This is a genomic window from Bacteroides fragilis (genome assembly GCF_019583405.1).
GTDB classification, from domain to species: domain Bacteria; phylum Bacteroidota; class Bacteroidia; order Bacteroidales; family Bacteroidaceae; genus Bacteroides; species Bacteroides fragilis_B.
Genome location: NZ_SZUU01000010.1, coordinates 130,574 through 155,598, shown reverse-complemented (window position 1 = coordinate 155,598; position 25,025 = coordinate 130,574). Strand labels below are relative to the sequence as shown.

39 protein-coding genes are annotated in these 25,025 nt (G+C 41.5%); 2 read left to right on the top strand and 37 right to left on the bottom strand.

The features are described from left to right. Nucleotides 1-5 precede the first annotated feature (5 nt). The 3 genes from ftcD to FDF36_RS18370 form a co-directional block, all read right to left on the bottom strand. Complete coding sequence (gene ftcD, locus FDF36_RS18380; RefSeq protein WP_220392316.1) at nt 6-908, bottom strand: glutamate formimidoyltransferase; 903 nt, start codon at nt 906-908, stop codon at nt 6-8. 125 nt (nt 909-1,033) lie between these two features. Further along, nucleotides 1,034-3,016, bottom strand: coding sequence for a urocanate hydratase (locus FDF36_RS18375; RefSeq protein ID WP_005782239.1), 1,983 nt, complete (start codon nt 3,014-3,016; stop codon nt 1,034-1,036). Between the two features lie 148 nt (nt 3,017-3,164). Continuing rightward, on the bottom strand, nt 3,165-3,797 hold the full coding sequence (locus tag FDF36_RS18370) for a DUF6563 family protein (RefSeq protein WP_220392315.1): 633 nt from the start codon (nt 3,795-3,797) through the stop codon (nt 3,165-3,167). A gap of 169 nt (nt 3,798-3,966) precedes the next feature. Here FDF36_RS18370 and FDF36_RS18365 point away from each other — a divergent pair, with 169 nt between their 5' ends. After that, entirely contained in the window at nt 3,967-4,188 is a 222-nt protein-coding gene (locus tag FDF36_RS18365) for a hypothetical protein (protein ID WP_220392314.1), read from the top strand. Nucleotides 4,189-4,356: 168 nt separating this feature from the next. Continuing rightward, nucleotides 4,357-6,171, top strand: coding sequence for a MutS family DNA mismatch repair protein (locus FDF36_RS18360; protein WP_220392313.1), 1,815 nt, complete (start codon nt 4,357-4,359; stop codon nt 6,169-6,171). Nucleotides 6,172-6,204: 33 nt separating this feature from the next. Here the strand turns inward: FDF36_RS18360 and FDF36_RS18355 are convergent, their stop codons facing one another. The 34 genes from FDF36_RS18355 to rpsG form a co-directional block, all read right to left on the bottom strand. Further along, entirely contained in the window at nt 6,205-6,744 is a 540-nt protein-coding gene (locus tag FDF36_RS18355) for a hypothetical protein (protein WP_005782234.1), read from the bottom strand. 105 nt (nt 6,745-6,849) lie between these two features. Next, on the bottom strand, nt 6,850-7,257 hold the full coding sequence (locus FDF36_RS18350; RefSeq protein WP_220392312.1) for a hypothetical protein: 408 nt from the start codon (nt 7,255-7,257) through the stop codon (nt 6,850-6,852). A gap of 138 nt (nt 7,258-7,395) precedes the next feature. Beyond that, the gene (gene rplQ / locus FDF36_RS18345) at nt 7,396-7,881 is read right to left on the bottom strand and encodes a 50S ribosomal protein L17 (RefSeq protein ID WP_220392311.1); all 486 of its coding nucleotides are present in this window, start codon (nt 7,879-7,881) and stop codon (nt 7,396-7,398) included. 3 nt (nt 7,882-7,884) lie between these two features. Further along, the gene (locus FDF36_RS18340; RefSeq protein ID WP_005782229.1) at nt 7,885-8,877 is read right to left on the bottom strand and encodes a DNA-directed RNA polymerase subunit alpha; all 993 of its coding nucleotides are present in this window, start codon (nt 8,875-8,877) and stop codon (nt 7,885-7,887) included. An 11-nt stretch (nt 8,878-8,888) separates the two neighbouring features. Then, nucleotides 8,889-9,494 carry a 30S ribosomal protein S4 gene (gene rpsD, locus FDF36_RS18335; protein ID WP_220392310.1) on the bottom strand — a complete coding sequence of 202 codons (606 nt, stop codon included), beginning with the start codon at nt 9,492-9,494 and terminating at the stop codon, nt 8,889-8,891. 119 nt (nt 9,495-9,613) lie between these two features. Beyond that, complete coding sequence (gene rpsK / locus FDF36_RS18330; RefSeq protein WP_004296327.1) at nt 9,614-10,003, bottom strand: 30S ribosomal protein S11; 390 nt, start codon at nt 10,001-10,003, stop codon at nt 9,614-9,616. Nucleotides 10,004-10,014: 11 nt separating this feature from the next. After that, on the bottom strand, nt 10,015-10,395 hold the full coding sequence (gene rpsM, locus FDF36_RS18325) for a 30S ribosomal protein S13 (protein ID WP_002558050.1): 381 nt from the start codon (nt 10,393-10,395) through the stop codon (nt 10,015-10,017). A gap of 33 nt (nt 10,396-10,428) precedes the next feature. Continuing rightward, nucleotides 10,429-10,545, bottom strand: a complete 117-nt coding sequence (ykgO, locus tag FDF36_RS18320; RefSeq protein ID WP_002558051.1) for a type B 50S ribosomal protein L36 — start codon at nt 10,543-10,545, stop codon at nt 10,429-10,431. Nucleotides 10,546-10,553: 8 nt separating this feature from the next. After that, nucleotides 10,554-10,772 (bottom strand): translation initiation factor IF-1, encoded by a 219-nt coding sequence (gene infA / locus FDF36_RS18315; protein ID WP_002558052.1) that lies wholly within the window; start codon nt 10,770-10,772, stop codon nt 10,554-10,556. 3 nt (nt 10,773-10,775) lie between these two features. After that, complete coding sequence (gene map, locus FDF36_RS18310) at nt 10,776-11,573, bottom strand: type I methionyl aminopeptidase (protein WP_220392309.1); 798 nt, start codon at nt 11,571-11,573, stop codon at nt 10,776-10,778. 14 nt (nt 11,574-11,587) lie between these two features. Further along, entirely contained in the window at nt 11,588-12,934 is a 1,347-nt protein-coding gene (gene secY / locus FDF36_RS18305) for a preprotein translocase subunit SecY (RefSeq protein ID WP_005782223.1), read from the bottom strand. A gap of 4 nt (nt 12,935-12,938) precedes the next feature. Beyond that, nucleotides 12,939-13,385, bottom strand: coding sequence for a 50S ribosomal protein L15 (rplO, locus tag FDF36_RS18300; RefSeq protein ID WP_005822125.1), 447 nt, complete (start codon nt 13,383-13,385; stop codon nt 12,939-12,941). A gap of 30 nt (nt 13,386-13,415) precedes the next feature. Then, on the bottom strand, nt 13,416-13,592 hold the full coding sequence (gene rpmD, locus FDF36_RS18295) for a 50S ribosomal protein L30 (RefSeq protein WP_004296332.1): 177 nt from the start codon (nt 13,590-13,592) through the stop codon (nt 13,416-13,418). Nucleotides 13,593-13,602: 10 nt separating this feature from the next. After that, on the bottom strand, nt 13,603-14,121 hold the full coding sequence (rpsE, locus tag FDF36_RS18290) for a 30S ribosomal protein S5 (RefSeq protein WP_005791564.1): 519 nt from the start codon (nt 14,119-14,121) through the stop codon (nt 13,603-13,605). 5 nt (nt 14,122-14,126) lie between these two features. Continuing rightward, nucleotides 14,127-14,471 carry a 50S ribosomal protein L18 gene (rplR, locus tag FDF36_RS18285; protein ID WP_005782216.1) on the bottom strand — a complete coding sequence of 115 codons (345 nt, stop codon included), beginning with the start codon at nt 14,469-14,471 and terminating at the stop codon, nt 14,127-14,129. 21 nt (nt 14,472-14,492) lie between these two features. Next, complete coding sequence (gene rplF, locus FDF36_RS18280; protein ID WP_005822127.1) at nt 14,493-15,062, bottom strand: 50S ribosomal protein L6; 570 nt, start codon at nt 15,060-15,062, stop codon at nt 14,493-14,495. A gap of 15 nt (nt 15,063-15,077) precedes the next feature. Further along, on the bottom strand, nt 15,078-15,473 hold the full coding sequence (rpsH, locus tag FDF36_RS18275) for a 30S ribosomal protein S8 (protein WP_005782213.1): 396 nt from the start codon (nt 15,471-15,473) through the stop codon (nt 15,078-15,080). 54 nt (nt 15,474-15,527) lie between these two features. Continuing rightward, nucleotides 15,528-15,827: a 30S ribosomal protein S14 gene (gene rpsN, locus FDF36_RS18270; RefSeq protein WP_005782211.1), complete on the bottom strand. Its 300-nt coding sequence runs from the start codon at nt 15,825-15,827 to the stop codon at nt 15,528-15,530. Between the two features lie 6 nt (nt 15,828-15,833). Beyond that, nucleotides 15,834-16,391: a 50S ribosomal protein L5 gene (gene rplE, locus FDF36_RS18265; RefSeq protein ID WP_005791556.1), complete on the bottom strand. Its 558-nt coding sequence runs from the start codon at nt 16,389-16,391 to the stop codon at nt 15,834-15,836. Then, nucleotides 16,391-16,711: a 50S ribosomal protein L24 gene (gene rplX, locus FDF36_RS18260; protein ID WP_005791554.1), complete on the bottom strand. Its 321-nt coding sequence runs from the start codon at nt 16,709-16,711 to the stop codon at nt 16,391-16,393. The genes rplE and rplX overlap by 1 nt, the downstream gene beginning before the upstream one ends. 20 nt (nt 16,712-16,731) lie before the next feature. Beyond that, nucleotides 16,732-17,097, bottom strand: a complete 366-nt coding sequence (gene rplN / locus FDF36_RS18255; RefSeq protein ID WP_004296340.1) for a 50S ribosomal protein L14 — start codon at nt 17,095-17,097, stop codon at nt 16,732-16,734. A 2-nt stretch (nt 17,098-17,099) separates the two neighbouring features. Continuing rightward, nucleotides 17,100-17,369, bottom strand: coding sequence for a 30S ribosomal protein S17 (gene rpsQ / locus FDF36_RS18250; protein WP_005782206.1), 270 nt, complete (start codon nt 17,367-17,369; stop codon nt 17,100-17,102). Further along, a complete protein-coding gene (gene rpmC, locus FDF36_RS18245; protein ID WP_005782204.1) occupies nt 17,366-17,563 on the bottom strand; it encodes a 50S ribosomal protein L29 in 198 nt (65 codons plus the stop codon). The genes rpsQ and rpmC overlap by 4 nt, the downstream gene beginning before the upstream one ends. A 5-nt stretch (nt 17,564-17,568) precedes the next feature. Continuing rightward, complete coding sequence (gene rplP, locus FDF36_RS18240) at nt 17,569-18,003, bottom strand: 50S ribosomal protein L16 (protein WP_005791549.1); 435 nt, start codon at nt 18,001-18,003, stop codon at nt 17,569-17,571. Nucleotides 18,004-18,026: 23 nt separating this feature from the next. After that, on the bottom strand, nt 18,027-18,761 hold the full coding sequence (gene rpsC / locus FDF36_RS18235) for a 30S ribosomal protein S3 (RefSeq protein ID WP_005782201.1): 735 nt from the start codon (nt 18,759-18,761) through the stop codon (nt 18,027-18,029). 5 nt (nt 18,762-18,766) lie between these two features. Further along, a complete protein-coding gene (gene rplV / locus FDF36_RS18230; protein WP_004291236.1) occupies nt 18,767-19,177 on the bottom strand; it encodes a 50S ribosomal protein L22 in 411 nt (136 codons plus the stop codon). A 35-nt stretch (nt 19,178-19,212) separates the two neighbouring features. Continuing rightward, a complete protein-coding gene (gene rpsS, locus FDF36_RS18225; protein WP_005782197.1) occupies nt 19,213-19,482 on the bottom strand; it encodes a 30S ribosomal protein S19 in 270 nt (89 codons plus the stop codon). A gap of 20 nt (nt 19,483-19,502) precedes the next feature. Beyond that, a complete protein-coding gene (gene rplB, locus FDF36_RS18220) occupies nt 19,503-20,327 on the bottom strand; it encodes a 50S ribosomal protein L2 (RefSeq protein WP_005791545.1) in 825 nt (274 codons plus the stop codon). A 5-nt stretch (nt 20,328-20,332) separates the two neighbouring features. Continuing rightward, nucleotides 20,333-20,623, bottom strand: coding sequence for a 50S ribosomal protein L23 (gene rplW / locus FDF36_RS18215; RefSeq protein ID WP_005791542.1), 291 nt, complete (start codon nt 20,621-20,623; stop codon nt 20,333-20,335). A 16-nt stretch (nt 20,624-20,639) separates the two neighbouring features. Continuing rightward, complete coding sequence (rplD, locus tag FDF36_RS18210; RefSeq protein ID WP_220392308.1) at nt 20,640-21,266, bottom strand: 50S ribosomal protein L4; 627 nt, start codon at nt 21,264-21,266, stop codon at nt 20,640-20,642. Next, nucleotides 21,266-21,883: a 50S ribosomal protein L3 gene (rplC, locus tag FDF36_RS18205; RefSeq protein ID WP_005782189.1), complete on the bottom strand. Its 618-nt coding sequence runs from the start codon at nt 21,881-21,883 to the stop codon at nt 21,266-21,268. The genes rplD and rplC overlap by 1 nt, the downstream gene beginning before the upstream one ends. A gap of 18 nt (nt 21,884-21,901) precedes the next feature. Then, nucleotides 21,902-22,207: a 30S ribosomal protein S10 gene (gene rpsJ, locus FDF36_RS18200; protein WP_005782187.1), complete on the bottom strand. Its 306-nt coding sequence runs from the start codon at nt 22,205-22,207 to the stop codon at nt 21,902-21,904. A gap of 83 nt (nt 22,208-22,290) precedes the next feature. Then, a complete protein-coding gene (gene fusA, locus FDF36_RS18195) occupies nt 22,291-24,408 on the bottom strand; it encodes an elongation factor G (protein ID WP_220392307.1) in 2,118 nt (705 codons plus the stop codon). Between the two features lie 53 nt (nt 24,409-24,461). After that, on the bottom strand, nt 24,462-24,938 hold the full coding sequence (gene rpsG, locus FDF36_RS18190) for a 30S ribosomal protein S7 (protein WP_005791536.1): 477 nt from the start codon (nt 24,936-24,938) through the stop codon (nt 24,462-24,464). Nucleotides 24,939-25,025 lie beyond the last annotated feature (87 nt).

The window sequence follows — 25,025 nt, the reverse complement described above, 5'->3', positions numbered from 1 at the left end:
GTCCTTTATTCCATTATACGTGATTCGAGCACCTGCTGCATAGAAAAATTCTCCAAACCGAGATAATAAGAGGCGGTATCGATCAGTGCTTCCATCGGGACAAGCCCCACAATCTCGCTTCCAATAATAGTCACCCCATAACGGCGAGCCTCGATACGCACCAGCTCAAAGGCACGATAGAGGGCCGTACGGGTGTAATCGGTCATATTGATGGACACTTGGGTAATGTTCCGCTCTTTCAGTTCCACTCCCATCGCCTTGACATAACGCAGACCACCGTTGATGTGACGGATGTTCCTGGCAATCTTGGTCGCTATCTCAAGATTATCGGTACTCAGGTTGATATTATAGGCTACCAGAGGCATACGGGCACCAATAGCAACTGTACCGGCCGTAGGATGCCGGTCTGCCGGACCAAAATCCGGCTGCCACTCGGGAAGTTTGATTTTCTCGGCCATTCCTTCGAACTCACCTTTACGCACGGCAGCGAGATTTTCACGGTGGGGAGCGGTCGCCGACTTTTCATATAGAAAAACGGGAAGATGATAGAGTCCGGCTACTTTCTCCCCCACCTCGCGGGAAAGAGAGACGGCTTCATCCATCGTCACGTTTTTAATAGGGATGAAAGGCACTACATCGACTGCTCCCATACGGGGGTGCTGTCCCTGATGATGATTGAGATCTATCAGTTCCACCGCAACACCGATAGCTTCGATAACGGCATCCCGCAAGGCTTCCGGGTCACCGACAAGAGTCACCACCAGCCGGTTATGATCTTCATCATTGCTATAGTCGAGCAACTTTACTCCTGCACAGGCACGAAACGGAGCAACAATACGATCTATTTTTTTAAGATCACGCCCTTCACTGAAGTTGGGAACGCATTCCACGATTTTATTCCAATTCATAACTATACGGTTTTGGGTTCACCACAGATTACACGGATTAACACAGATATTTCAATTTAACTCTCAGTAAAATAAATTATTAATCTGTGAGAATCCGTGTAATCTGTGGTGAGTTATATTCATTTCTAAATAATTATTCTCTTTATCAGCTCTTCATCCACCAGATAGGGCATCGTAATGTGATAAGTATCTCCATGCGACAGGTTGAAGGCCTCACTGGTTTCCATCGCATGTTCATTGCGTGCCCACGAACGGCGGGCTACTCCTCCCATCACATCCCAAAGCATAGAAGAACGGAGAATCTCGTCTACCCTCGAACTTCCGTCACATACCATGCCGAAACCGCCGTTGACAGCTTTGCCGATACCCACACCTCCACCATTATGCAGTGCCACCAGACTCATGCCCCGGGCACAATTTCCGGCAAAGCATTGCACAGCCATATCGGCCATCACGTTGCTGCCGTCTTTTATATTGGAAGTTTCACGGAAGGGTGAGTCTGTCCCGCTCACGTCATGATGGTCGCGTCCCAGCATGATGGGACCGACTTCACCGTTACGCACCATTTCGTTAAACCGGAGGGCGATCTTTAAACGTCCGGCAGCATCCTGATACAGAATACGGGCTTGTGTGCCCACCACCAGTTGATTCTTACCGGCATCCTTTATCCAGTTATAATTATCGAGATCTTGTCCGCGACGCTTCACATCAATGCACTCCATTGCAGCACGGTCAGTCTTGGCAAGATCTTCGGGCTTACCACTCAGGCATACCCAACGAAACGGACCATATCCATAGTCAAAAAGTTCCGGCCCCATAATGTCTTCCACATAGCTCGGCCAGATGAAGCCGTCTTTTTCATCCACTCCATTCCGTGAAATCTCTTTGACCCCGGCATCATAGATGGCTTTCATAAAAGAGTTACCGTAATCGAAAAAGTAAGTACCACGGGAAACAAGTTTCTTTATCACCGCAAAATGACGGTGCAGGGATTCGTTGACCAATCGGCGGAACGTTTCAGGAGATTCGTGCAACAACCGGGTACGGTCTTCAAATGTGACTCCGGCGGGGCAATACCCTCCTTCGTAGACGGCATGACAAGAAGTCTGATCGGACAAAAGATCGATCGGAATATCTTCCTGAGCGGCATATTCAAGCAGGTCAACTACATTACCATGATAGGCCACAGAACAAGGTTCGTGCCGTTCGGCAGCACTCAATGCCATCCGGAAAGCTGCATGAAGATCAGTAGTGATATACCCCACCCATCCTTGATTGTAGCGGGTCTCGATGCGGGAACGATCCACTTCGGCTATAATTGAAACAGCACCGGCTATTTCGGCTGCCTTGGGTTGTGCACCGCTCATACCTCCCAAACCGGAAGAAACAAACAAATGTCCGCTCAGATCCTTATCTTGAGGAATACCCAACTTGAGCCGACCGGCATTCAGCAATGTATTGAATGTACCATGCACGATGCCCTGCGGACCGATATACATCCATCCACCGGCCGTCATCTGCCCATAATTGGCAACTCCCATCTGGGCTGCTTCGTGCCAATCATGCTGATTGTCGAACATGCCTACCATCATCGAGTTGGTAATGATAATACGGGGTGCATCCGGACGGGAATGGAAAAGCCCCAACGGATGTCCGGACTCAATGACAAGGGTCTGTTCACGGGTCATCACTTCAAGGTATTGCTTTATCAGCCGATATTGCATCCAGTTCTGACACACCTGCCCGGTCTCACCATAAGTAACAAGTTCGTAGGGATAAAGAGCAATATCAAAACAGAGATTATTGTCAATCATCACCTGAAAAGCTTTGCCCTCGATACAGTTCCCCCGGTATTCGTCAATGGGTTTAGCCTTGAGATCACCGGCCGGACGAAAACGGTATCCATAAATACGTCCGCGTGTTCGTAACTCCTCCAGAAACTCAGGAGCCAGTTTTTCGTGCAAGTCTACAGGGATATAACGTAATGCATTCTTCAAGGCCGTGGCGGTCTGCGCCGGAGAAAGGGTATATCCACGGTCGGGTGCCCGGCGAATACCTTCTACGAATGCCGGATATTCGGGCAACTGATTGCTGAGAGTCATTTTCATAATAAATGGAATTAAGGATTGCAAACTGTCAGCGTTACAATTTGATAACTCTTCGCAATATAGAAAAAAGGAAGGAATCTACAAAGATTTCGGTAGGTTTATTAACAAAAGGTTAGAAGAATAAAAGAAACCGGATAGCTAACGGCCGCTATTTCTCTTCTGCCTTCAACAGACGCAGATATCTATCGGTGACTTTGGCCGATTCGCTATTTTCATTCAGATAGGCAGTCTTCCAGTCCGGATGGCCCTCGAGCAACTCCTCCATGCGCTCTTTCCCGACAAATCCCACCTTATTGGTTTCAGGATCTATCTCATAATATACCCGTTTGGATATTAAAGCGGAAGCGGCAATGGCATCACCAAATTTACCACCGAGCATTACATCCATTGTAGCATCGCTACCTGCGGCCACAGAGCCAAGGGGTATGGCACTAAAATAGATATGATCTCCTATACGCAGGGCGGGAGCATACCAACCTCCGAAACGAAACTTTTTATAACGCAACCGTTTACAATTGATGTAAAGGGAGGTATCTGCCTGTACGGCATAACAACGGGACTTCAGATATTTGCACATGGAGTCGTCTGACCCGACACTGATCTTATAGTCAGCGCCACCGGTCATCAGAATATGATTCTTTGTACGTTTTTCCACTTTCAGCGAAGTAACCGTATCTCCTTCACAAGCGAGCAGCCCTTTCAGATTGGAATATACGACATTCTGCGCAGTAACTTCCATCACCAGCCAACTCATCAACAGCAGGAAACACAATTTCTTCATAAACGCATCCTATTAAAGATTTTCACGGCGGAAAGGTACACCTTTTAACGAACCGGAGCAAGTTTTCAGAAGAAAAGTTTAAGAAAAAGGAGAGAAACACTTGACTTTTGCTTAGCAATGTCGTATCTTTACTGACAGAATCATAAAGTACGTTCAATTTATATTAGGGATGAAAAAGGGAGGCCGTTGCTTCCCTTTTTTTATGAGTCGCCTTGCAAAACCCGACTTGAAAAACTTATATGAAACATGGACAGAGGCTCTATCTACCTTGAAGCAAGGCTCTTCAGAAGTGAAACACCAGCTCTGTTCCATTCAAAGCAAGGCTCTCCGCCCTTTCTTCCCGGTAGCAACGGACCGCAATGCCGGTAGCATCCGGAGAGAACATGGGTAGATAAGTGAACTTCTCCGGAAGGAACAGGAAAAACACTGAAGATTAGACCGGAAACCGACTCTTACGTTAATAATCAGTAAATCTGCTCTTGACAAAAACAAGCTCCGGGCAAGAGAATGGCGTACTCACACTAAATATATTATTTTTGCATTCAAACAACAGGAGAACATGGAACAATTGAATCTCATCATAGACACTTATCAACGAATCATCCTTGAATCGGAATCGCAACTGGCAAAAGTTAAACGACGCATCTATCGTATCGGTACACTACGGTTGATACTTTTTGCAGCCGGAGTTGCGGGTATTATCTACTTCTGGAGTGAAGGCAGGCTGGTGATCAGCGGCATCGCGGCAATTACCTTCATCCCTTTCCTGCTGCTGGTGAAACTGCATAACCGTTTGTTCCGCCAGAAAGATTATCTTGAAAAGAAGATAGAAATCAACCGCCAAGAACTGCAGGCCATTGCATACGATACGTCTGCTTTCGACAACGGAAAGGAGTTTATCGATCCGGCACATCTTTATACCTATGATCTGGATGTTTTTGGTGAGCATTCACTCTTTCAGTATATAAACCGTACCGCTACGCAACCGGGCAAAAAAAGACTGGCCGAATGGATGAACACACACTTGAAAAATAAAGCAGAAATAGAGAAACGACAGGAGGCTGTAAAGGAACTGGCTCCGGAATTGGAAATGCGTCAGCACTTCCGCATACTCGGGTTGCTGCATAAAGGCAAAACGGCCGATGAAGAAGAGATCAGGAACTGGGCAACAAGCCCGGAATATTACCGAAAAAAATGGTATTTCCGGACCTTAGCCATCCTTGTTCCGTTGGCCAATGCCGTCTGCCTCGGACTGGCTATAGCCGGTGTCATCTCGTTCACCACGTGGGGAATTGTCTTCGCAGGTATAGGTCTGCTCAGCTCCTCTTTCTCAAAAGGTGTCAGCCAGATGCAGTCCGTATACGGCAAAAAGATGCAGATACTGACAACTTATGCACACCTGATTCATATAATCGAGGAAAAAGAGATGGAAAGCAGCGCACTGAAACGGGTGAAAGGACTGGTGGGAGGTGAAAAGCAAACAGCTTCGCAAGCGGTGAAACGTCTCACTGCCCTGATGAACGCCCTGGACCAACGGAATAATATGCTAATGCAATTTGTCCTGAACGGACTCTTCTTCTGGGAATTGCGTCAGGTAATGAAGATAGAAACCTGGAAAGAAAGTTTCGCAGCCAACCTCCCGCATTGGCTTGAAGCAATCGGAGAAATGGACGCCTATTGCTCATTGGCCACTTTCGCCTACAATCACCCCGGATATGTATTTCCAGAAATCGCGTCCAAACCATTCTGTATGGAGGCCGAAGCACTGGGACATCCGTTGATGGATCGAGATAAATGTGTACGCAATGATATTCAGATTGCAAAACGACCTTTCTTTGTTATTATCACAGGAGCAAATATGGCAGGAAAAAGCACCTATCTGAGAACCATAGGGGTAAGCTATCTGCTGGCATGTATAGGGGCCCCTGTCTGGGCGGAAAAGATGAAGCTATATCCGGCACAGCTTATCACAAGTCTACGCACAACCGACTCTTTGACAGAAAATGAATCATACTTCTTTGCAGAGTTGAAACGACTGAAACTTATTATTGATAAACTAAACTCGGGAGAAGAACTTTTCATTATACTCGACGAGATTCTGAAGGGAACGAATTCCATGGACAAACAAAAAGGATCTTTCGCATTGATCAAACAGTTTATGGCTCTGCAAGCAAATGGAATCATAGCCACTCACGACCTCTTGCTCGGTTCCCTTATCGATTTATTTCCTAAAGACATCCACAACTATTGTTTTGAAGCGGACATCACTAACAACGAACTTACTTTCTCATACAAACTCAGAGACGGCGTAGCACAGAATATGAATGCTTGTTTCCTGATGAAGAAAATGGGGATAGCCGTCATCGACGACTAATCCCCATGATATATTGAAACTTGAATTAAAGGATCAATGCCCTTTGATCTTAGTCAAAAAAGCTGCGATGGAAGCTGCTTCACCATTAGTGAAATAACGCACGGAAGTTATCGGGTTATAAGTATAGGGCACAAACTGGAACAGTTGTACAGCAGCAAACTTCTTGTCTTCAGAAAGCATTACGTCTAAACGCAAATTTCCACTGGTACCTCCTTTAGCTGTGGACTGCAAAGAGAAATCACCCGACTTCACCATATCTGTCAATTCATCCAGATGCTTCAGATCAAAAAAGATGCTCTGCTCTTTGGCGACACTACCTGTCGGTAAATAAACAATCTCTTTGGATTTCCAAAACAGCCGGAAGACTCCAACCAGGAATAAGGCAGTGCCGAGCACCATAAGCCCCATACTGACAGTAGACGAACGGTCTTCCATTTCAAAGGTAGACACAAACGCGATCACTCCCGCCAATAACATGACACAAGAGAAGATAAGTCCTGAAATACTGGTACGTTTTGCAATATCTGGGTGTGAAGATGCAAAAATAGTTGCATCAATAGCTTGGGTTGTCATAATATCTAAGTTTAAATTATTAGTGGATAATAGCTGAAAATACTACCGTACCTATTGGAGCAGGTACAGTAAATAAAATAATAATAGAACTAATAAATTAAACTCCTATACGATAATGCGCCTTAGAGCGAAAACATAGTATTCGCTTACTGGATGACAACAATAAGAAGTAGTGGTATCATAGAGTTTTCCCCAATGCTGAGACAAGGCAGCATCACGGTCTGCCAGCCTTTGGACAAGACCTTTTAAAGAGAAAATATATTCGGCTGCTTGAATGCGTTGTATACGCGACATCGCAATTTGATGAACCTGAATACCTGCTCCGGCCAATTCGGCATCAGGAAAGTAAAGAGTCTGAGGAGTGCTAACAGTTTCGTGCGTATCTCCTTTAAGCATTGACATAGCCATATAAGTATCTTGTTCCGCCTGTTCTCCTGCGAAATAGTTGTTGGCTACACAATGAAGCGCTACAGCGAACAACATGAACAATATAATCTTAATGAACTTTGCCATATTTACCTGCAAATATAACAGATTATTCAGTCAAACTGTTCATCTTCAAATCATTTTAAAGTATCTTTAGTAAAATCAACAAAAAAGGCCACTCTTTGCAGAGCAGCCTTTTTTATATCTATAAGAATAATTGTTGAATTATTCTGCTGATTCAGCTTTCGGTTCTTCAGTAGCGGTAGCTTCAGCAGCAGGAGCGGCTTCAGTAGCTTTCTTTGAACGACGAGTACGAGTAGCTTTCTTAGCAACTTTTTCTTTAGCCATGTTTTCGTTGTAGTCAACGAGTTCGATGAAGCACATTTCAGCGTTGTCACCCAGGCGGTTTCCAATCTTGATGATGCGAGTGTAACCACCCGGACGGTCAGCAATCTTCACAGAGATTTCCTTGAACAATTCTGTTACAGCGAGTTTATCCTGCAAGTTGCTAAATACAACACGACGAGAGTTCGTAGTGTCTTCTTTAGACTTTGTGATCAAAGGCTCAACGAATTTCTTCAAAGCTTTTGCCTTTGCTACAGTCGTAGTGATTCTTTTGTGCTTGATCAAAGAACAAGCCATGTTAGATAACATAGCACTTCTGTGAGAAGCAGTACGACCTAAATGATTGAATTTCTTATTATGTCTCATTTTTTATTCTTTATCTAATTTATATTTAGAAATATCGGTTCCAAACGACAGATTCAGACTTTCCAGCAAATCATCAAGCTCGGTAAGCGATTTCTTTCCGAAATTTCTGAATTTCAGCAAGTCAGTTTTGTTGAACTGTACCAAGTCGCCCAATGTTTCAACATCAGCTGCCTTCAAACAATTGAGGGCACGTACTGACAGATCCATATCGACAAGCTTAGTCTTCAACAGCTGACGCATATGCAATACTTCTTCATCAAACTCTTCGTTACCATCAACGTCATTACTTTCAAGAGTAATCTTTTCGTCAGAGAATAACATGAAGTGATAAATCAGAATTTTAGCAGCTTCTTTCAGAGCTTCTTTCGGGTGAATGGAACCGTCGGTAGTAATTTCAAGTACCAATTTCTCGTAGTCAGTCTTCTGCTCAACGCGGAAGTTTTCTACAGCGTACTTAACGTTACGTATCGGCGTATAGATTGAATCGATTGGAATTACATTAACATCGGTACAATATTCGCGGTTTTCATCTGCGGGGACGTATCCACGACCTTTGTTAATTGTAATGTCAATCTGCATAGTTGCTTTAGAATCTAAATGACAAATAACTAATTCCGGATTTAACACTTCAAATCCAGTCAAATACTTACCTATGTCACCTGCTTTAAATTCACTAGAATTCTCAATAGTGATGCTCACCTTTTCGCTCTCGAATTCTTCAACTACTTGCTTGAATCTCACTTGTTTCAGATTCAAGATAATGTTGGTAACATCCTCTTTTACTCCAGGAACACTAGAAAATTCGTGCTCAACACCTTCTATACGGATAGTGGTGATAGCAAAACCTTCTAATGAAGAAAGGAGGATACGGCGCAAAGCATTACCAACGGTAATACCGAAACCGGGTTCCAAGGGACGAAATTCGAATTTACCGAATTTGGCATCCGCTTCCAACATTAATACTTTATCAGGTTTTTGAAATGCTAATATCGCCATGAAATTAATTATTATTTAGAATACAATTCAACAATCAAATGCTCTTTAATGTTTTCAGGAATGTCTGCTCTTTCAGGAATGTGCAACAATTTGCCCACCTTTGAAGCTTCATCCCATTCCAACCAAGCATATTTGCTGTGATTGAAACCAGCGAGAGAATTAGCAATTACTTCTAAAGATTTAGATCTTTCACGAACGCCAATCAACTGACCCGGTTTAACTGCGTATGAAGGAATGTTTACTACCTGTCCGTCAACTGTAATATGTCTGTGGCTTACCAACTGACGAGCAGCTGCACGTGTAGGAGCAATACCCAAACGGAATACGATGTTATCAAGACGGCCTTCAAGCATCTGGAGAAGTACCTCACCGGTAATACCTTTAGCTGTAGCTGCCTTTTCGAACAAGTTGCGGAATTGTTTTTCTAATACTCCATAAGTATATTTAGCTTTCTGTTTCTCACGAAGCTGAATACCATATTCAGAAGTTTTTCTTTTTCTTGAATTTCCGTGCTGTCCGGGAGGATAGTTTTTCTTCGACAAAACTTTATCAGCTCCAAAGATACCTTCACCGAATTTACGGGCTATTCTTGATTTTGGTCCAGTATATCTAGCCATTTCTTTTTAAATATTTAATTGTTTATTCATGAACTCAATTTGTTGCAGCCGCGATTACAGAGAAGAAATTAATGCAATCCAAAAACAAAATCAAGTATCATTTTTATTAAAGGTAAATCTTAAACTCTACGTCTTTTCGGAGGACGACAACCGTTATGCGGAAGCGGAGTTACGTCAATGATTTCTGTAACTTCAATACCAGCACCATGAATCGTTCTGATAGCAGACTCACGACCGTTACCCGGACCTTTAACATATGCTTTTACCTTTCTCAGGCCAAGATCGAATGCAATTTTAGCACAATCCTGGGCAGCCATCTGAGCTGCATAAGGAGTATTCTTTTTAGAACCTCTAAATCCCATCTTTCCTGCAGACGACCAAGAGATAATCTGCCCTTCACTATTTGCAAGAGAAACAATAATATTGTTGAAAGATGAATGAACATGCAATTGTCCATTAGCATCTACCTTAACATTTCTCTTCTTAGCTGCGACTGTTTTTTTTGCCATATCAACAATTATTATTTAGTAGCTTTTTTCTTATTAGCAACGGTTTTCTTTCTACCCTTACGAGTACGTGCATTGTTCTTAGTGCTCTGACCTCTTACAGGCAGACCAATACGGTGACGCACACCACGGTAGCAACCAATATCCATTAATCGCTTAATGTTCAATTGTACTTCAGAACGAAGATCACCTTCAACCTTATACTCTGCACCGATGATCTCACGAATCTTTGCAGCCTGATCATCTGTCCAGTCTTTCACCTTCAGATCTTTGTCTACACCAGCTTTATCTAAAATTTTTGCTGAACTACTACGACCTATTCCATATACATAGGTCAACGCAATCTCACCTCTCTTGTTTTGAGGCAAATCTACACCAACTATTCTTATAGCCATATACTAAATTATTTTTTTTGCAAAAATAATAAATTATCCTTGACGTTGTTTATACTTAGGATTTTTCTTGTTAATAACATACAAACGGCCATTACGTCTAACGATCTTACATTCTGGCGTACGTTTCTTTAATGATGCTCTTACTTTCATATCTTATTTTATTTATATCTAAATACAATTCTTCCTTTCGATAAGTCGTAAGGAGACATTTCGACTCTGACCTTATCACCCGGTAAAATTTTAATGTAATGCATTCTCATCTTACCAGAAATATGAGCAGTAATCTCATGTCCATTTTCTAATTCAACACGAAACATTGCATTAGACAATGCTTCAACTATAACTCCATCTTGTTCTATTGCAGATTGCTTTGCCATATATTATATCGCTTTATCTCCTAAAACTTCTTCTATGAATTTAAATGATGACAGAATATCAGCTTCGCCTACACCTACCGCAATGGTATGTTCAAAGTGTGCGGCACATTTCCGATCTCTCGTTCTCACTGTCCATCCGTCACGTTCCATAATCACTTGTCGGTCACCTTGCGTGATCATCGGTTCAATCGCAATGCAAAGACCTTTCTTTAAAAGTGTTCCGTATCCTCTTTTACCATAATTCGGCACCTGAGGGTCTTCGTGCATGTCTTTACCAATACCATGACCGACAAATTCACGCACAACACCATAAGAATGGAATTCACAATATTGCTGAATAGCATATCCGATATCACCGATTCTTTTTCCCTGCACGGCATTTTGAATGCCAACATACAACGCCTCTTTAGTTACCTTCAACAACTGACGAACTTCTTCGTCCACTTCACCAACACAAAAAGTATATGCTGAATCACCACAGAAACCATTCATGTAGGTACCACAGTCAACCGATACAATATCACCGTCTTTCAACACGATATCTCTCGGAATTCCATGCACGACCTCTTCATTAACCGATGTGCATAATGAAGCTGGAAACGGATCCCCATATTGATTAGGAAAACCTTTAAAGGTAGGAACAGCACCATGATCTCTGATAAACTCTTCCGCTACCTTATCCAGCTCTTTAGTGGTAACTCCCGGTTTCACAAGTTTGGCAACTTCAGCCAATGTTCTACCAACAAGTAAGTTACTCTGACGGAGCAGCTCTATTTCATCTTCAGTTTTAAGAAATATCATTTCTACTCAAAGAATTAATATGCAGCTACACTACTACCGGTGCGTCCTTTGATACGACCAGACTTCAACAAACCATCATAATGTCTCATCAACAAATGACTTTCGACTTGTTGCAGTGTATCCAAAACAACACCTACAAGAATTAACAGAGACGTACCACCGAAGAATTGAGCAAACTCAGCCTTCACACCAAAGATACCGGCAAATGCAGGCATAATAGCAATGAAAGCCAAAAAGAAAGAACCCGGCAAAGTAATGCGCGACATGATGTCATCAATATACTCAGCTGTTTTCTTACCCGGCTTAATTCCCGGAATGAAACCATTATTTCTCTTCATATCCTCGGCCATTTGAGTCGGGTTAATGGTAATCGCAGTATAGAAGTACGTAAATAAGATAATCATTACTGCAAAAACAAAATTATACCAGAAACTCGTATGGTCAGTAAATGCATGAACGAAACCACTTACATTGTTAGTGTTAGAAAAACCAATGAAAGTGATCGGAATAAACATAATTGCCTGAGCAAAAATGATAGGCATTACACCGGCAGCATTCACTTTCAAAGGAATGTACTGTCTTGCACCGCCATACTGTTTATTACCAACGATTCTCTTTGCATACTGTACAGGAATTTTTCTTGTACCTTGTACCAAAAGAATAGCTCCGGCAATTACGATCAGCAGGAATACTATTTCAAATAAAAACATGATCAAACCACCAGTCTTGTCGGTCATACGGGAAATCAACTCCTGAAATAATGACTGCGGAAGACGAGCGATAATACCAATCAAGATAATAAATGAAATACCATTACCAATACCTTTATCTGTGATTCTTTCACCAAGCCACAGGATAAACATACTTCCAGCTGCCAAAATAATGGTAGAAGTAACCATGAACAGAGTCCAATCTAATGAAGCATTTAAGGAAGGTCCAGCCTGCATTTTAAGATTGAGCAAATAAGAAGGGGCCTGAACCAACAAAATAGCAATCGTCAGATAACGAGTATATTGATTCATCTTTCTTCTGCCACTTTCTCCCTCTCGCTGAAGTTTCTGAAAATACGGCACAGCGATTCCCAGCAACTGGATAACGATTGATGCAGAGATATAAGGCATAATTCCTAATGCGAAAATAGATGCATTAGAAAATGCTCCTCCTGAGAACATGTTTAACAAGGCTAAAAGGCCCTCGCTTGTTTGTTGATGCAATTGCGTCAGCATACCCGGGTTGATTCCAGGCAGCACGACATACGAACCGAAACGGTAAATCGCCACAAACAATATGGTAATGAGGATCCGTTGTCTCAGATCCTCAATTTTCCATATATTCTTTAATGTTTCAATAGCTTTTCTCATTGAATCAGAGTTTTACTACATTTCCACCAGCAGCCTCGATAGCAGCAACAGCACTCTTAGAGAATGCATGAGCTTCTATACTCAGCTTAGCAGTCAAAGTTCCGTTACCTAATACTTTAACCAACTGGCTTGAAGAAATGAATCCAGCCTCAATAAAGTCATTAACACCTACTTTTTCCAACTTCTTAGCTTCAGCCAATTTCTGGATTGTTTCTAAGTTAATAGCTTTATATTCAACTCTATTGATGTTCTTAAAACCAAATTTAGGTACTCGACGTTGAAGAGGCATCTGACCACCTTCAAAACCGATTTTCTTAGAGTATCCAGATCTTGATTTAGCACCTTTATGACCTCTTGTAGAAGTACCTCCTAAACCAGAACCCGGACCGCGTCCAATTCTTTTTCTTGTTTTAGTAGAGCCTTCTGCAGGTTTTAAATTACTTAAGTTCATATTGTAATTCGTTTTATATTCAACAAATAATTACTTAACAATGGCAACCAAGTGTTTAACCTTATCTACCATTCCAAGAATTGAAGGAGTGCTTTCGTGTTCAACCACACGGTTCAATTTGCGAAGTCCCAGTGCATCAAGAGTTCTTTTCTGATCAGCCGGAGCACCAATTCTACTTTTAACTTGTTTGATCTTTATAGTTGACATATCTCCCTCCTTATCCTCTAAATACTTTTTCAACACTAATTCCTCTGTTCTGAGCAATCATTCTTGCATCACGCATCTCGCCTAAAGCCATGATAGTAGCTTTTACAAGATTATGCGGATTCGAAGAACCTTTTGATTTAGCCAAAACGTCAGTTACACCAACACTTTCCAATACGGCACGCATAGCACCACCGGCTACGACACCAGTACCGTGAGAAGCAGGTTTGATAAATACTTCAGCACCACCAAACTTAGCTGACTGTTCGTGAGGAACAGTACCTTTCAGAACAGGTACTCTTGTCAGATTTTTCTTTGCCGATTCAACACCTTTAGCGATAGCTGCTGTTACTTCACCAGCTTTACCAAGTCCCCAACCAATAATACCTTCTTCGTTACCTACAACTACAATTGCAGAGAAACTAAAAGTTCTACCACCTTTGGTTACTTTAGTAACACGATTAATAGCAACTAATCTGTCTTTCAGTTCTATATCGTTAGTAATCTTAACTCTATTATTAACTCCTGCCATAATGATTAAAATTTAAGTCCACCGTTACGAGCAGCATCAGCTACTTCTTTTACTCTCCCATGATACAAGTAACCATTACGGTCGAAAACAACAGTCGTAATACCTGCTTCCTGAGCTTTTTTCGCTATCATCTCACCCACTTTAGCAGCAACTTCTTTCTTAGGCAACTTCTCAGTCATACCCAATGAAGAGGCAGCAGCCAATGTCTTACCCGACAAATCGTCGATAATCTGGACATAGATTTGCTTGTTACTTCTAAATACACTCATACGCGGACGTGCAGCAGTACCTGACACTTTATTGCGTACTCTATATTTGATCTTAATTCGTCTTTCTATTTTTGTTGTCATAATAATACAAATTTACGTAAATTACTTAGCACCGGCTGATTTACCAGACTTTCTGCGAATTTCCTCGCCAACAAACTTAATACCTTTACCTTTATACGGTTCGGGCTTACGGAAAGAACGTATCTTAGAGCAAACTTGACCAAGCAATTGTTTGTCACAAGACTCTAAAAGAATAAGAGGATTCTTATTTCTTTCTGATTTTGTCTCTACTTTGACTTCAGGAGGCAACTGTATAAAGATATTGTGTGTGTATCCTAATGCTAATTCAATGATATTTCCTTGATTAGAAGCACGGTAACCAACACCAACAAGCTCCAATTCTTTCTTATATCCTTCAGAAACACCAATAACCATGTTATGTACTAATGAACGATACAAACCGTGAAATGCATGTTTCTGCTTGGGATTATCCAGCATTGCATTTTCGTTTTCAGTTAAAGTGATGTGTCCATCTTCAATAGCAACATTGATAGCCGGGTTCACATACTGGCTAAGTTCACCTTTGGGTCCTTTTACAGTAACCACATCATCTTTCAGAGTAACTGTTACTCCAGCGGGAATACTAATGGGTAATTTTCCTATTCTTGACATTGCTTTTTCCTCCTATTAATATACATAACACAATACTTCACCACCGATTTTCAGTTCTGCAGCTTCTTTGTTTGTCATTACACCTTTGGAAGTAGATATTATAGCAATACCCAAACCATTAATAACACGCGGCATATCTTTGTAACCAGTATACTGACGCATACCCGGAGAAGATATTCTTTCAAGTTTTTTGATTGCGTTAACTTTGTTAACAGAATCATACTTCAAGGCAACTTTAATAGTTCCTTGAGGACCATCTTCTACAAACTTGTAATTAAGAATGTAGCCTTTTTCAAAAAGAATCTTAGTGATTTCTTTTTTCAAATTTGAAGCAGGAACTTCTACAACTCTGTGCTTTGCATTAATTGCGTTCCTTAACCTCGTCAAATAATCTGCTATTGGATCAGTCATATAAAAAATAATTAAATTAATCAGGACTACCCTGACAATATTTAAACAATATATTTACCAGCTTGCTTTTTTTACACCTGGGATCAGCCCATTAGATGCCATCTCACGGAACTGGATTCTTGAAACACCGAACTGACGGATATATCCTTTAGGACGACCAGTCAATTTGCAGCGATTGTGCATACGAATCGGATTAGAATTCTTAGGAAGCTCCTGTAATTTCTGTGCAGCTTCAAAAGCTTCAGCAGGATCTCCGGTTCTCACAATCTGCTTCAAGGCAGCTCTCTTTTCGGCATATTTGGCTACTAATTTAGCACGCTTTACTTCGCGTGCTTTCATTGATTCCTTTGCCATAATTTATCAGTCTTTTTTAGCGTTTTTAAACGGTAAACCGAATTCTTTCAATAAGGCATAACCTTCTTCATCTGTTTGCGCAGAGGTTACAAAGGTAATATTCATTCCGAGAATTCTGGTAATACTATCGATATTAATTTCAGGGAAAATGATTTGTTCCTGAATACCAAGGGTATAGTTACCCTTACCATCGAACTTAGTTTCAATACCTTTGAAGTCACGGATACGCGGCAAAGCCACGCGAACCAATTTTTCCAGGAATTCGTACATTCTTTCACGACGCAGAGTTACCATAACTCCGATCGGCATTTTCTTACGCAACTTAAAGTTAGCGATATCTTTACGCGAAATAGTAGCTACGGCTTTCTGACCGGTGATAGCTGTCATTTCGTTGATTGCCACTTCGATAATCTTCTTATCAGCAACAGCCATACCTAAACCTTGATTGATAACAATCTTCTTAAGTACGGGTATCTGCATTGTAGAAGAATACTGGAATTGTGACTTCAATGCAGGAGCAATGCGCTCTGCATATTCTTTCTTAAGGCTTGCAGTATTACTCATTACTTAATCTCCTCTCCTGATTTTTTAGAATAACGCACTAAAGTTCCCTCAGAACTTACTTTTCTACCAACACGCGTTGCTTTACCAGTTTTTGGATCAACCGGATTCAAGTTTGAAATGTGGATAGGAGCTTCCTGCTTAACTATACCACCCTGCGGGTTCTTTGCATTTGGTTTTGTGCTTTTAGATACCATATTGATACCTTCAACTATTGCACGTCCTTCTTTAACAAGAACCTTCAATACACGACCAGTTTTACCTTTGTCTTCACCAGCATTTACGTAAACTGTATCGCCTTTTTTAATATGTAATTTACTCATTACTTAAATCTTTTACAAAATTAAAGTACCTCAGGCGCAAGTGACACAACTTTCATGTTTGTAGCACGAAGTTCTCTTGCTACAGGACCGAAAATACGACTACCTCTAATTTCACCTGCATTATTCAACAACACGCAAGCATTATCATCAAAACGTATATAAGAACCATCGGGACGACGGATTTCTTTCTTAGTACGTACGATCAAAGCTTTTGACACTGCACCCTTTTTAACATCACTTGAAGGGATAACGCTCTTTACAGAAACGACAATAACATCCCCCACTGAAGCATAACGACGACCTGTACCACCCAAAACACGGATACACAGGGCTTCTTTAGCTCCACTGTTGTCACATACTGTAAGTCTGGATTCTACTTGTATCATAATTACTTAGCTCTTTCAATTATTTCTACTAATCTCCATCTTTTAGTCTTGCTCAAAGGACGAGTTTCCATGATGCGTACAGTATCACCTACATTGCATTCATTCTTTTCATCGTGAGCATGGTACTTCTTCGTTTTGCTAACGAACTTACCATATATAGGGTGTTTTTCCTTGAACTTAGCAGCAACTGTAACGGTTTTATCCATTTTATTGCTCAGCACAACCCCTGTTCTTTCTTTTCTTAAATTTCTTGCTTCCATCAAGCTGATCATTTATTGTTAAGTTCTCTTTGGCGTAACTCTGTTCTCATACGCGCAATCGTCCTGCGTAATTGTTTGATCTGCGCAGGATTTTCCAAAGGAGAAATAGAATGATTGATAACCATTTGGTTGTAGTTAACCACTTCTGCTTCTACTCTTTCTACCAAATCATTGGTAGACATTTCTTTAATTTCTGCAATTTTCATAAACCTTACGCATTTTGATTTTGAATATCATAATCACGTCTCACGACAAACTTCGTAGTAATCGGAAGTTTCTGAGCTGCTAAACGCAATGCTTCTTTCGCGATCTCGTAAGATACTCCTTCAGCTTCAATAATAATTCTACCTGGTGTAACCGGAGCCACGAATCCTTCGGGGCTACCCTTACCTTTACCCATACGTACATCAGCAGGTTTTCTAGTAATCGGTTTATCCGGGAAAATACGAATCCAAATCTGTCCCTGACGTTGCATATATCTTGTCACTGCAATACGAGCAGCTTCAATCTGTCGGCCTGTGATCCATTTAGTTTCTAAAGCCTTAATACCAAAAGAACCAAAAGCGAGCTGGTTGCCTCTTTGTGCATTACCTTTAGCCCGGCCCTTTTGTTGTCTTCTGAATTTTGTCTTTTTCGGTTGTAACATAGTTTCCTAAAATTCAAATTCGTTTAGCGATTATTTTTCTTTCTTTTGAAGTTCTTTCCGCCGCCGTTGTTTCCACCATTGTTTCCACGACCACTTTCTTTGCTTTGTGTAAAGTTCGGAGCCAATTCTCTCTTACCAAAAACTTCACCTCTACAAATCCAAACTTTAATACCGAGAAGACCTACTTTTGTCAATGCTTCAGCATGGCAATAGTCGATATCTGCTCTGAAAGTGTGTAACGGAGTTCTTCCTTCCTTATACATTTCAGAACGGGCCATTTCAGCTCCATTCAAACGTCCTGAAATCTGAATTTTGATACCTTCCGCACCCATACGCATTGTATTTGCGATAGCCATTTTAATGGCACGGCGATAGGCAATTTTACCTTCTACCTGACGAGCGATGTTGTTAGCAACAATCACAGCATCCAGTTCCGGTCTTTTCACTTCAAAGATATTGATCTGAATATCTTTGTCGGTAACCTTTTTCAACTCTTCCTTCAACTTATCAACTTCCTGGCCACCTTTACCGATAATAATACCCGGACGAGCAGTGCAAACAGTAATAGTAACGAGCTTCAGCGTACGTTCAATTACGATTCTTGATACACTTGCTTTCGCAAGTCTTGCATTAAGATATTTACGGATCTTGCTATCTTCCAGCAAAGAGTCACCGTAATCATTTCCACCATACCAGTTAGAATCCCATCCTCTGATAATTCCTAAACGGTTGCTTATTGGATTAACTTTTTGTCCCATCTACCTTAATTTTGATCTTCGTTATTACTTTTAGAACCAACGAACAATGTTACGTGATTTGAACGTTTGCGAATTCTGTATCCTCTTCCCTGCGGAGCCGGTCTCATTCTTTTGAGTGTAGCACCACCATCAACAAAAATCTTCGTTACGAATAATTCGCCACTTTCAGCTTTACGTTCGTTTTTCTGCTCCCAGTTAGCAATTGCAGAGCGCAACAATTTTTCCACTCTTGCAGCTGCTTCTTTTGAAGAAAACTTCAAAACGCCAAGTGCTCTGTTCACTTCCATCCCACGAATCATGTCAGCCACGAGACGCATTTTGCGAGGAGAAGTAGGAACATTTTGCAATTTAGCAAAATACATGGTTTTAAGGGCTTCTTTTCTCTTTTCAGCCGATATTTTTTTTCTTGCTCCCATTATATTTATTACTTTATTATTTCAGATAAATCCTGTTATTTTTTCTTGTTACCAGCGTGTCCTCTGAATGTACGAGTTGGAGCGAATTCACCCAACTTGTGACCTACCATATTTTCGGTAACATATACAGGAATAAATTTATTTCCGTTGTGAACTGCAACTGTATGGCCTACAAAATCAGGCGAAATCATTGAAGCTCTGGACCAAGTCTTAACGACAACTTTCTTGCCTGATTCATTCATGGCAAGCACTTTCTTTTCGAGTTTTACGTTAATATATGGACCTTTTTTTAATGAACGACTCATAGTTTACTCAATTAATCAGATTACTTTTTTCTTCTCTCAATAATGTACTTAGACGATTGTTTCTTCGGAGCTCTAGTCTTAAGTCCCTTAGCGTACAATCCCTTACGAGATCTCGGGTGACCTCCGGAAGCACGTCCTTCACCACCACCCATCGGGTGATCAACCGGGTTCATAACAACACCACGGTTGCGAGGACGACGGCCCTGCCAACGAGAGCGACCTGCCTTACCTGAGCTTTCCAATCCATGATCTGAGTTACCAACGCTACCGATAGTAGCTTTACAAGTGCTAAGTATTTGTCTTACTTCACCTGAAGGCAATTTGATTACACAATACTTACCTTCTCTTGAAGTCAGCTGAGCGAAGTTACCTGCTGATCTAACCAAAGCAGCACCCTGACCCGGACGCAATTCAATGTTGTGAATTACTGTACCGACCGGGATATTCTGAAGCGGAAGCGCATTACCAATCTCAGGCGCAGCGTTCTCTCCCGACATCAAAGTCGCACCAACTTGCAATCCATTGGGAGCAATAATATATCTTTTTTCACCATCAGCATAAAACAACAATGCGATACGAGCCGAACGGTTCGGATCATATTCGATCGTTTTTACAACTGCCGGAACACCGTCTTTATTTCTCTTGAAATCGACAATTCTGATCACTTTTCTATGACCGCCACCTAAGTAGCGCATTGTCATCTTACCTTCGTTGTTACGACCACCAGATGATTTTTTACCATATACAAGCGACTTTTCTGGTACTGATGCAGTAATTTCCTCGAAAGTACCAATAATCTTATGTCTTTGCCCCGGTGTTGTGGGCTTAAATTTACGTACTGCCATTTTTATTAAATATTGCTATAAAAATCAATAGTATCTCCTTCTTTCAATGTCACGATGGCTTTCTTAAAAGCGTTCGTACGACCATTGATGATACCTGCTTTTGTATAACGGCTCTTATTTTTGCCAGCATACTTCACAGTATTCACATCAACTACCGTAACATTATAAAGGGCTTCAACTTCACTCTTAATTTCCAGTTTATTAGCTTCAGGACGTACAATAAAGCCGAAACGATTCAGCTTATCAGTTATTGCAGTCATTTTCTCTGTCACCAACGGTTTAATAATAATTCCCATTATTTAAGCCTCCTTTTTAGATTAAGATATTGTCAATAGCCTTCAAAGAGCTTTCAGTAAGCACAACAACCCCAGCATTCAATACTCTGTAAGTATTTAATCCTGAGATAGTCTGAACGTTAGCACCTTTGATGTTACGAGCTGACAAATATACATTTTTATTTGCTTCTGGTAAAACTACAAGCAGCTTTTTGTCAGAAACTTTAAGATTTTTTGTCATTTCAACGAAAACCTTAGTCTTCGGAGCCTCAAAGTTGAAGTCTTCCACCACTACGATTGCGTTGTCCTGAGCTTTATACGACAAAGCTGACTTACGAGCCAATGTCTTAACTTTTTTATTCAGCTTGAAGTAGTAGTCTCTTGGTTTAGGACCAAATACACGTCCACCACCTACGAGTACCGGTGAATTCATGTCACCACGACGAGCACCGCCGCCACCTTTCTGACGACCGATTTTACGAGTAGATCCGCTGATTTCGCTTCTCTCTTTTGACTTGTGAGTACCCTGACGCTGGTTAGCCATAAATTGCTTTACGTCCAGATAGATAGCGTGGTCATTGGGCTCAATTCCGAAGATAGATTCGTTTAACGTAACCTTTCTTCCAGTGTCTTCACCTTTAATGTTATATACGTTAACTTCCATTATTTTTCAATTAATACGATTGAACCTTTGCAACCCGGTACAGAACCCTTGATCAAAAGAAGATTGTGTTCCGCGATTACTTTTAATACCTGTAAGTTTTGAACAGTAACTCTGTCGCCACCCATTTGTCCGCCCATGCGCATTCCTTTGAACACTTTTGCAGGATACGAACAAGCACCGATAGAACCCGGTTTACGGGCACGGTTGTGCTGACCGTGAGTAGATTGACCTACACCACCAAAGCCATGTCTTTTAACTACACCCTGGAAGCCTTTACCTTTAGAAGTACCAACAACGTCTACATAGTCTGCGCCGTCGAACAGTTCTACTGTAACAGTATCACCCAGATTTAACTCGTTTTCAAATTCCTTGAACTCGGCCAAGTGTCTCTTCGGTGTTACTCCAGCCTTTTTGAAGTGACCCATCAACGGTTTAGTTGTATGTTTTTCCTTTTTGTCCTGGAAACCCAACTGAACGGCTGCATAGCCATCTTTCTCTACGGTCTTTACCTGAGTAACAACACAAGGACCTGCTTCGATAACAGTGCATGGTACATTCTTACCATCGGCACTGAAAACGGATGTCATTCCGATTTTTTTTCCTAATAATCCTGGCATTTCACTAATTTTTAAATACTACACTTTAATTTCTACTTCTACACCACTCGGCAACTCTAACTTCATCAGAGCATCTACAGTCTTAGCTGTTGAGCTATAGATATCGATCAGTCTCTTGAATGAAGAAAGTTCAAACTGCTCTCTTGATTTCTTGTTAACGAAAGTAGAGCGGTTCACTGTAAAGATACGCTTGTGCGTCGGAAGGGGAATCGGTCCGCTAACAATAGCACCGGTAGCCTTCACTGTTCTAACGATCTTCTCAGCTGATTTGTCAACCAAGTTGTGGTCGTAAGATTTCAGTTTAATTCTAATTTTCTGACTCATTAGTTCTTTTAATTAATAAATTTATAAATAAGATAAAGCGGCAGGCTAAGAGTCATTCGCTAGCCTGCTGCTTAAGATATTTTTTAGAGTAAATCAGCACGTCCCTTCACTTCTTCCAATACTGCCTTAGCAATAGAGTTAGAAACCTGAGCGTGATGAGAGTATACCATTGATGAAGTGGCACGACCAGAAGTGATAGTACGCAACGCGGTTACGTAACCGAACATTTCTGCCAACGGAACCATTGCTTTTACGATACGGGCTCCTGAACGGCTTGACTCCATACCTTCAACCTGGCCACGGCGTTTGTTCAAGTCACCGATAACGTCACCCATGTTTTCTTCCGGAGTAACGACTTCCAGTTTCATGATAGGTTCCATCAATACAGGACCTGCCTTAGCACAAGCGTTCTTATATGCCTGAATAGCACAGATTTCGAAAGACAACTGGTCTGAGTCAACCGGGTGGAATGAACCATCGACCAAAGTCACTTTCAATGAATCCAGCGGATAGCCAGCCAACACACCATTCTTCATTGCACTCTGGAAACCTTTCTGAACTGAAGGAATGAATTCCTTAGGAATGTTACCACCCTTCACTTCATCAACGAATTGCAGGCCACCTTGAGTAAAGTCTTCATCAACCGGGCCGATATTCACAATAATATCAGCAAACTTACCACGACCACCGGATTGTTTCTTATAGACCTCACGCAAGTTAACTGTCTTAGTGATAGCTTCTTTGTAGTTAACCTGAGGTTTACCCTGGTTACATTCTACTTTGAATTCACGTTTCAGACGGTCGATAATGATATCCAAGTGAAGCTCACCCATACCGGAAATAACTGTCTGACCTGTTTGTTCGTCAGTTTTCACTGTGAATGTCGGATCTTCTTCAGCCAGTTTAGCCAAACCGTTAGACAGTTTGTCCATATCCTTCTGAGTTTTCGGTTCCACAGCAATACCGATTACCGGTTCCGGGAAGTCCATTGACTCAAGAACGATCGGAGCTGTTTCGTCACACAGTGTATCACCAGTGTGAATATCCTTAAAACCTACACCGGCACCAATGTCACCGGCACCAATCACTTCTACCGGGTTCTGTTTGTTTGAGTGCATCTGGAACAGACGAGAAACACGCTCTTTCTTACCTGAACGAGAGTTGTAGATATAAGAACCTGCCTCAATCTTACCAGAGTATACACGGAAGAAAGTCAAACGTCCTACATACGGGTCAGTAGCGATCTTGAATGCCAAAGCTGAAGTTTTATCGTCTTCACTTGGTTTACGATCTTCCTCGGCACCAGTATCAGGGTTTGTACCAATTACGTTTTCAGTATCCAACGGAGAAGGCAAGAAAGCACAAACATAGTCAAGCAAAGTCTGTACGCCCTTATTCTTGAATGAAGAACCGCACAACATCGGAACTACAGCCATCTGAACAGTTGCATTGCGAAGTGCTCTCAATACTTCTTCTTCTGTAATAGTAGAAGGATCATCAAAGTATTTTTCCATCAATGCATCATCAAATTCAGCTACTTTTTCAAGCATTTTATCTCTCCATTCGTTGGCTTCATCAACGAGGTTAGCAGGAATTTCTTCTACAGTATAGTCAGCACCCATTGTTTCGTCGTGCCAGTAGATAGCTTTCATTTTGATCAGATCAACCAATCCTTTGAAGTTTTCTTCTGCACCGATAGGAATAACAACCGGACACGGATTTGCACCCAAAACAGCCTTCATCTGGCGAACAACTTCAAAAAAGTCAGCACCCGAACGGTCCATTTTGTTAACGTAAGCGATACGCGGTACGTTATATTTGTCAGCCTGACGCCATACAGTTTCCGACTGAGGCTCTACACCACCTACAGCACAGTAAGCAGCGACAGCACCATCAAGGATACGCAGTGAACGTTCTACCTCAGCAGTAAAGTCCACGTGTCCCGGAGTGTCAATCAGGTTGATTTTATAAGTATCACCAGCATACTTCCAACGAGTAGTTGTAGCGGCAGAAGTGATAGTAATACCACGTTCCTGCTCTTGCTCCATCCAGTCCATTGTTGCAGCACCATCGTGTACCTCACCGATTTTGTGAGTCAATCCGGTGTAGAACAGGATACGTTCAGAAGTTGTTGTCTTTCCGGCATCGATGTGAGCCATGATACCGATATTACGAGTCAAATGTAAATCATTCTTTGCCATTTTCTTTTTCCTTTACTTTAAGTTTTTAATCAAATAGGTATTTCTTATAGTAATTAGAATCTGAAATGAGCAAATGCACGGTTAGCTTCAGCCATTCTGTGCATATCTTCTTTACGTTTGAAAGCACCGCCTTGTTCATTGAATGCATCCATGATTTCAGCAGCCAATTTATCAGCCATAGATTTACCGCCTCTCTTGCGAGCGAACAGAATCAGGTTCTTCATTGAGATTGATTCTTTACGATCCGGACGAATTTCGGTAGGAACCTGGAAAGTTGCACCACCCACACGGCGTGATTTTACTTCAACTTGAGGAGTTACGTTATCTAACGCTTTCTTCCAGATTTCAAGAGCTGTTTTTTCTTCGTTAGGAAGTTTTGCTTTTACTGTTTCCAGTGCAGCGTAAAAGATTTCATAAGAAGTGTTCTTCTTTCCATCATACATCAGATGGTTTACAAATTTAGAAACCTTCTGGTCATTGAACACGGGATCCGGAAGGATAACGCGTTTTTTTGGTTTTGCTTTTCTCATTTGTTCGAAAAATAATGTTTTTGTTCTTGGTTGTCTATTTCTTGACATCTTCAACTCCCCCTCCAGGGAATTTACTCAACCTTTATA

Excerpts from the sequence above, each read along its gene's own strand:
- ftcD (WP_220392316.1), bottom strand. The coding sequence starts at position 908 with ATGAATTGGAATAAAATCGTGGAATGCGTTCCCAACTTCAGTGAAGGG.
- FDF36_RS18375 (WP_005782239.1), bottom strand. The coding sequence starts at position 3,016 with ATGAAAATGACTCTCAGCAATCAGTTGCCCGAATATCCGGCATTCGTA.
- FDF36_RS18370 (WP_220392315.1), bottom strand. The coding sequence starts at position 3,797 with ATGAAGAAATTGTGTTTCCTGCTGTTGATGAGTTGGCTGGTGATGGAA.
- FDF36_RS18365 (WP_220392314.1), top strand. The coding sequence starts at position 3,967 with ATGAAAAAGGGAGGCCGTTGCTTCCCTTTTTTTATGAGTCGCCTTGCA.
- FDF36_RS18360 (WP_220392313.1), top strand. The coding sequence starts at position 4,357 with ATGGAACAATTGAATCTCATCATAGACACTTATCAACGAATCATCCTT.
- FDF36_RS18355 (WP_005782234.1), bottom strand. The coding sequence starts at position 6,744 with ATGACAACCCAAGCTATTGATGCAACTATTTTTGCATCTTCACACCCA.
- FDF36_RS18350 (WP_220392312.1), bottom strand. The coding sequence starts at position 7,257 with ATGGCAAAGTTCATTAAGATTATATTGTTCATGTTGTTCGCTGTAGCG.
- rplQ (WP_220392311.1), bottom strand. The coding sequence starts at position 7,881 with ATGAGACATAATAAGAAATTCAATCATTTAGGTCGTACTGCTTCTCAC.
- FDF36_RS18340 (WP_005782229.1), bottom strand. The coding sequence starts at position 8,877 with ATGGCGATATTAGCATTTCAAAAACCTGATAAAGTATTAATGTTGGAA.
- rpsD (WP_220392310.1), bottom strand. The coding sequence starts at position 9,494 with ATGGCTAGATATACTGGACCAAAATCAAGAATAGCCCGTAAATTCGGT.
- rpsK (WP_004296327.1), bottom strand. The coding sequence starts at position 10,003 with ATGGCAAAAAAAACAGTCGCAGCTAAGAAGAGAAATGTTAAGGTAGAT.
- rpsM (WP_002558050.1), bottom strand. The coding sequence starts at position 10,395 with ATGGCTATAAGAATAGTTGGTGTAGATTTGCCTCAAAACAAGAGAGGT.
- ykgO (WP_002558051.1), bottom strand. The coding sequence starts at position 10,545 with ATGAAAGTAAGAGCATCATTAAAGAAACGTACGCCAGAATGTAAGATC.
- infA (WP_002558052.1), bottom strand. The coding sequence starts at position 10,772 with ATGGCAAAGCAATCTGCAATAGAACAAGATGGAGTTATAGTTGAAGCA.
- map (WP_220392309.1), bottom strand. The coding sequence starts at position 11,573 with ATGATATTTCTTAAAACTGAAGATGAAATAGAGCTGCTCCGTCAGAGT.
- secY (WP_005782223.1), bottom strand. The coding sequence starts at position 12,934 with ATGAGAAAAGCTATTGAAACATTAAAGAATATATGGAAAATTGAGGAT.
- rplO (WP_005822125.1), bottom strand. The coding sequence starts at position 13,385 with ATGAACTTAAGTAATTTAAAACCTGCAGAAGGCTCTACTAAAACAAGA.
- rpmD (WP_004296332.1), bottom strand. The coding sequence starts at position 13,592 with ATGTCAACTATAAAGATCAAACAAGTTAAAAGTAGAATTGGTGCTCCG.
- rpsE (WP_005791564.1), bottom strand. The coding sequence starts at position 14,121 with ATGGCAGGAGTTAATAATAGAGTTAAGATTACTAACGATATAGAACTG.
- rplR (WP_005782216.1), bottom strand. The coding sequence starts at position 14,471 with ATGACAACAAAAATAGAAAGACGAATTAAGATCAAATATAGAGTACGC.
- rplF (WP_005822127.1), bottom strand. The coding sequence starts at position 15,062 with ATGTCAAGAATAGGAAAATTACCCATTAGTATTCCCGCTGGAGTAACA.
- rpsH (WP_005782213.1), bottom strand. The coding sequence starts at position 15,473 with ATGACTGATCCAATAGCAGATTATTTGACGAGGTTAAGGAACGCAATT.
- rpsN (WP_005782211.1), bottom strand. The coding sequence starts at position 15,827 with ATGGCAAAGGAATCAATGAAAGCACGCGAAGTAAAGCGTGCTAAATTA.
- rplE (WP_005791556.1), bottom strand. The coding sequence starts at position 16,391 with ATGAGTAATACTGCAAGCCTTAAGAAAGAATATGCAGAGCGCATTGCT.
- rplX (WP_005791554.1), bottom strand. The coding sequence starts at position 16,711 with ATGAGTAAATTACATATTAAAAAAGGCGATACAGTTTACGTAAATGCT.
- rplN (WP_004296340.1), bottom strand. The coding sequence starts at position 17,097 with ATGATACAAGTAGAATCCAGACTTACAGTATGTGACAACAGTGGAGCT.
- rpsQ (WP_005782206.1), bottom strand. The coding sequence starts at position 17,369 with ATGATCAGCTTGATGGAAGCAAGAAATTTAAGAAAAGAAAGAACAGGG.
- rpmC (WP_005782204.1), bottom strand. The coding sequence starts at position 17,563 with ATGAAAATTGCAGAAATTAAAGAAATGTCTACCAATGATTTGGTAGAA.
- rplP (WP_005791549.1), bottom strand. The coding sequence starts at position 18,003 with ATGTTACAACCGAAAAAGACAAAATTCAGAAGACAACAAAAGGGCCGG.
- rpsC (WP_005782201.1), bottom strand. The coding sequence starts at position 18,761 with ATGGGACAAAAAGTTAATCCAATAAGCAACCGTTTAGGAATTATCAGA.
- rplV (WP_004291236.1), bottom strand. The coding sequence starts at position 19,177 with ATGGGAGCAAGAAAAAAAATATCGGCTGAAAAGAGAAAAGAAGCCCTT.
- rpsS (WP_005782197.1), bottom strand. The coding sequence starts at position 19,482 with ATGAGTCGTTCATTAAAAAAAGGTCCATATATTAACGTAAAACTCGAA.
- rplB (WP_005791545.1), bottom strand. The coding sequence starts at position 20,327 with ATGGCAGTACGTAAATTTAAGCCCACAACACCGGGGCAAAGACATAAG.
- rplW (WP_005791542.1), bottom strand. The coding sequence starts at position 20,623 with ATGGGAATTATTATTAAACCGTTGGTGACAGAGAAAATGACTGCAATA.
- rplD (WP_220392308.1), bottom strand. The coding sequence starts at position 21,266 with ATGGAAGTTAACGTATATAACATTAAAGGTGAAGACACTGGAAGAAAG.
- rplC (WP_005782189.1), bottom strand. The coding sequence starts at position 21,883 with ATGCCAGGATTATTAGGAAAAAAAATCGGAATGACATCCGTTTTCAGT.
- rpsJ (WP_005782187.1), bottom strand. The coding sequence starts at position 22,207 with ATGAGTCAGAAAATTAGAATTAAACTGAAATCTTACGACCACAACTTG.
- fusA (WP_220392307.1), bottom strand. The coding sequence starts at position 24,408 with ATGGCAAAGAATGATTTACATTTGACTCGTAATATCGGTATCATGGCT.
- rpsG (WP_005791536.1), bottom strand. The coding sequence starts at position 24,938 with ATGAGAAAAGCAAAACCAAAAAAACGCGTTATCCTTCCGGATCCCGTG.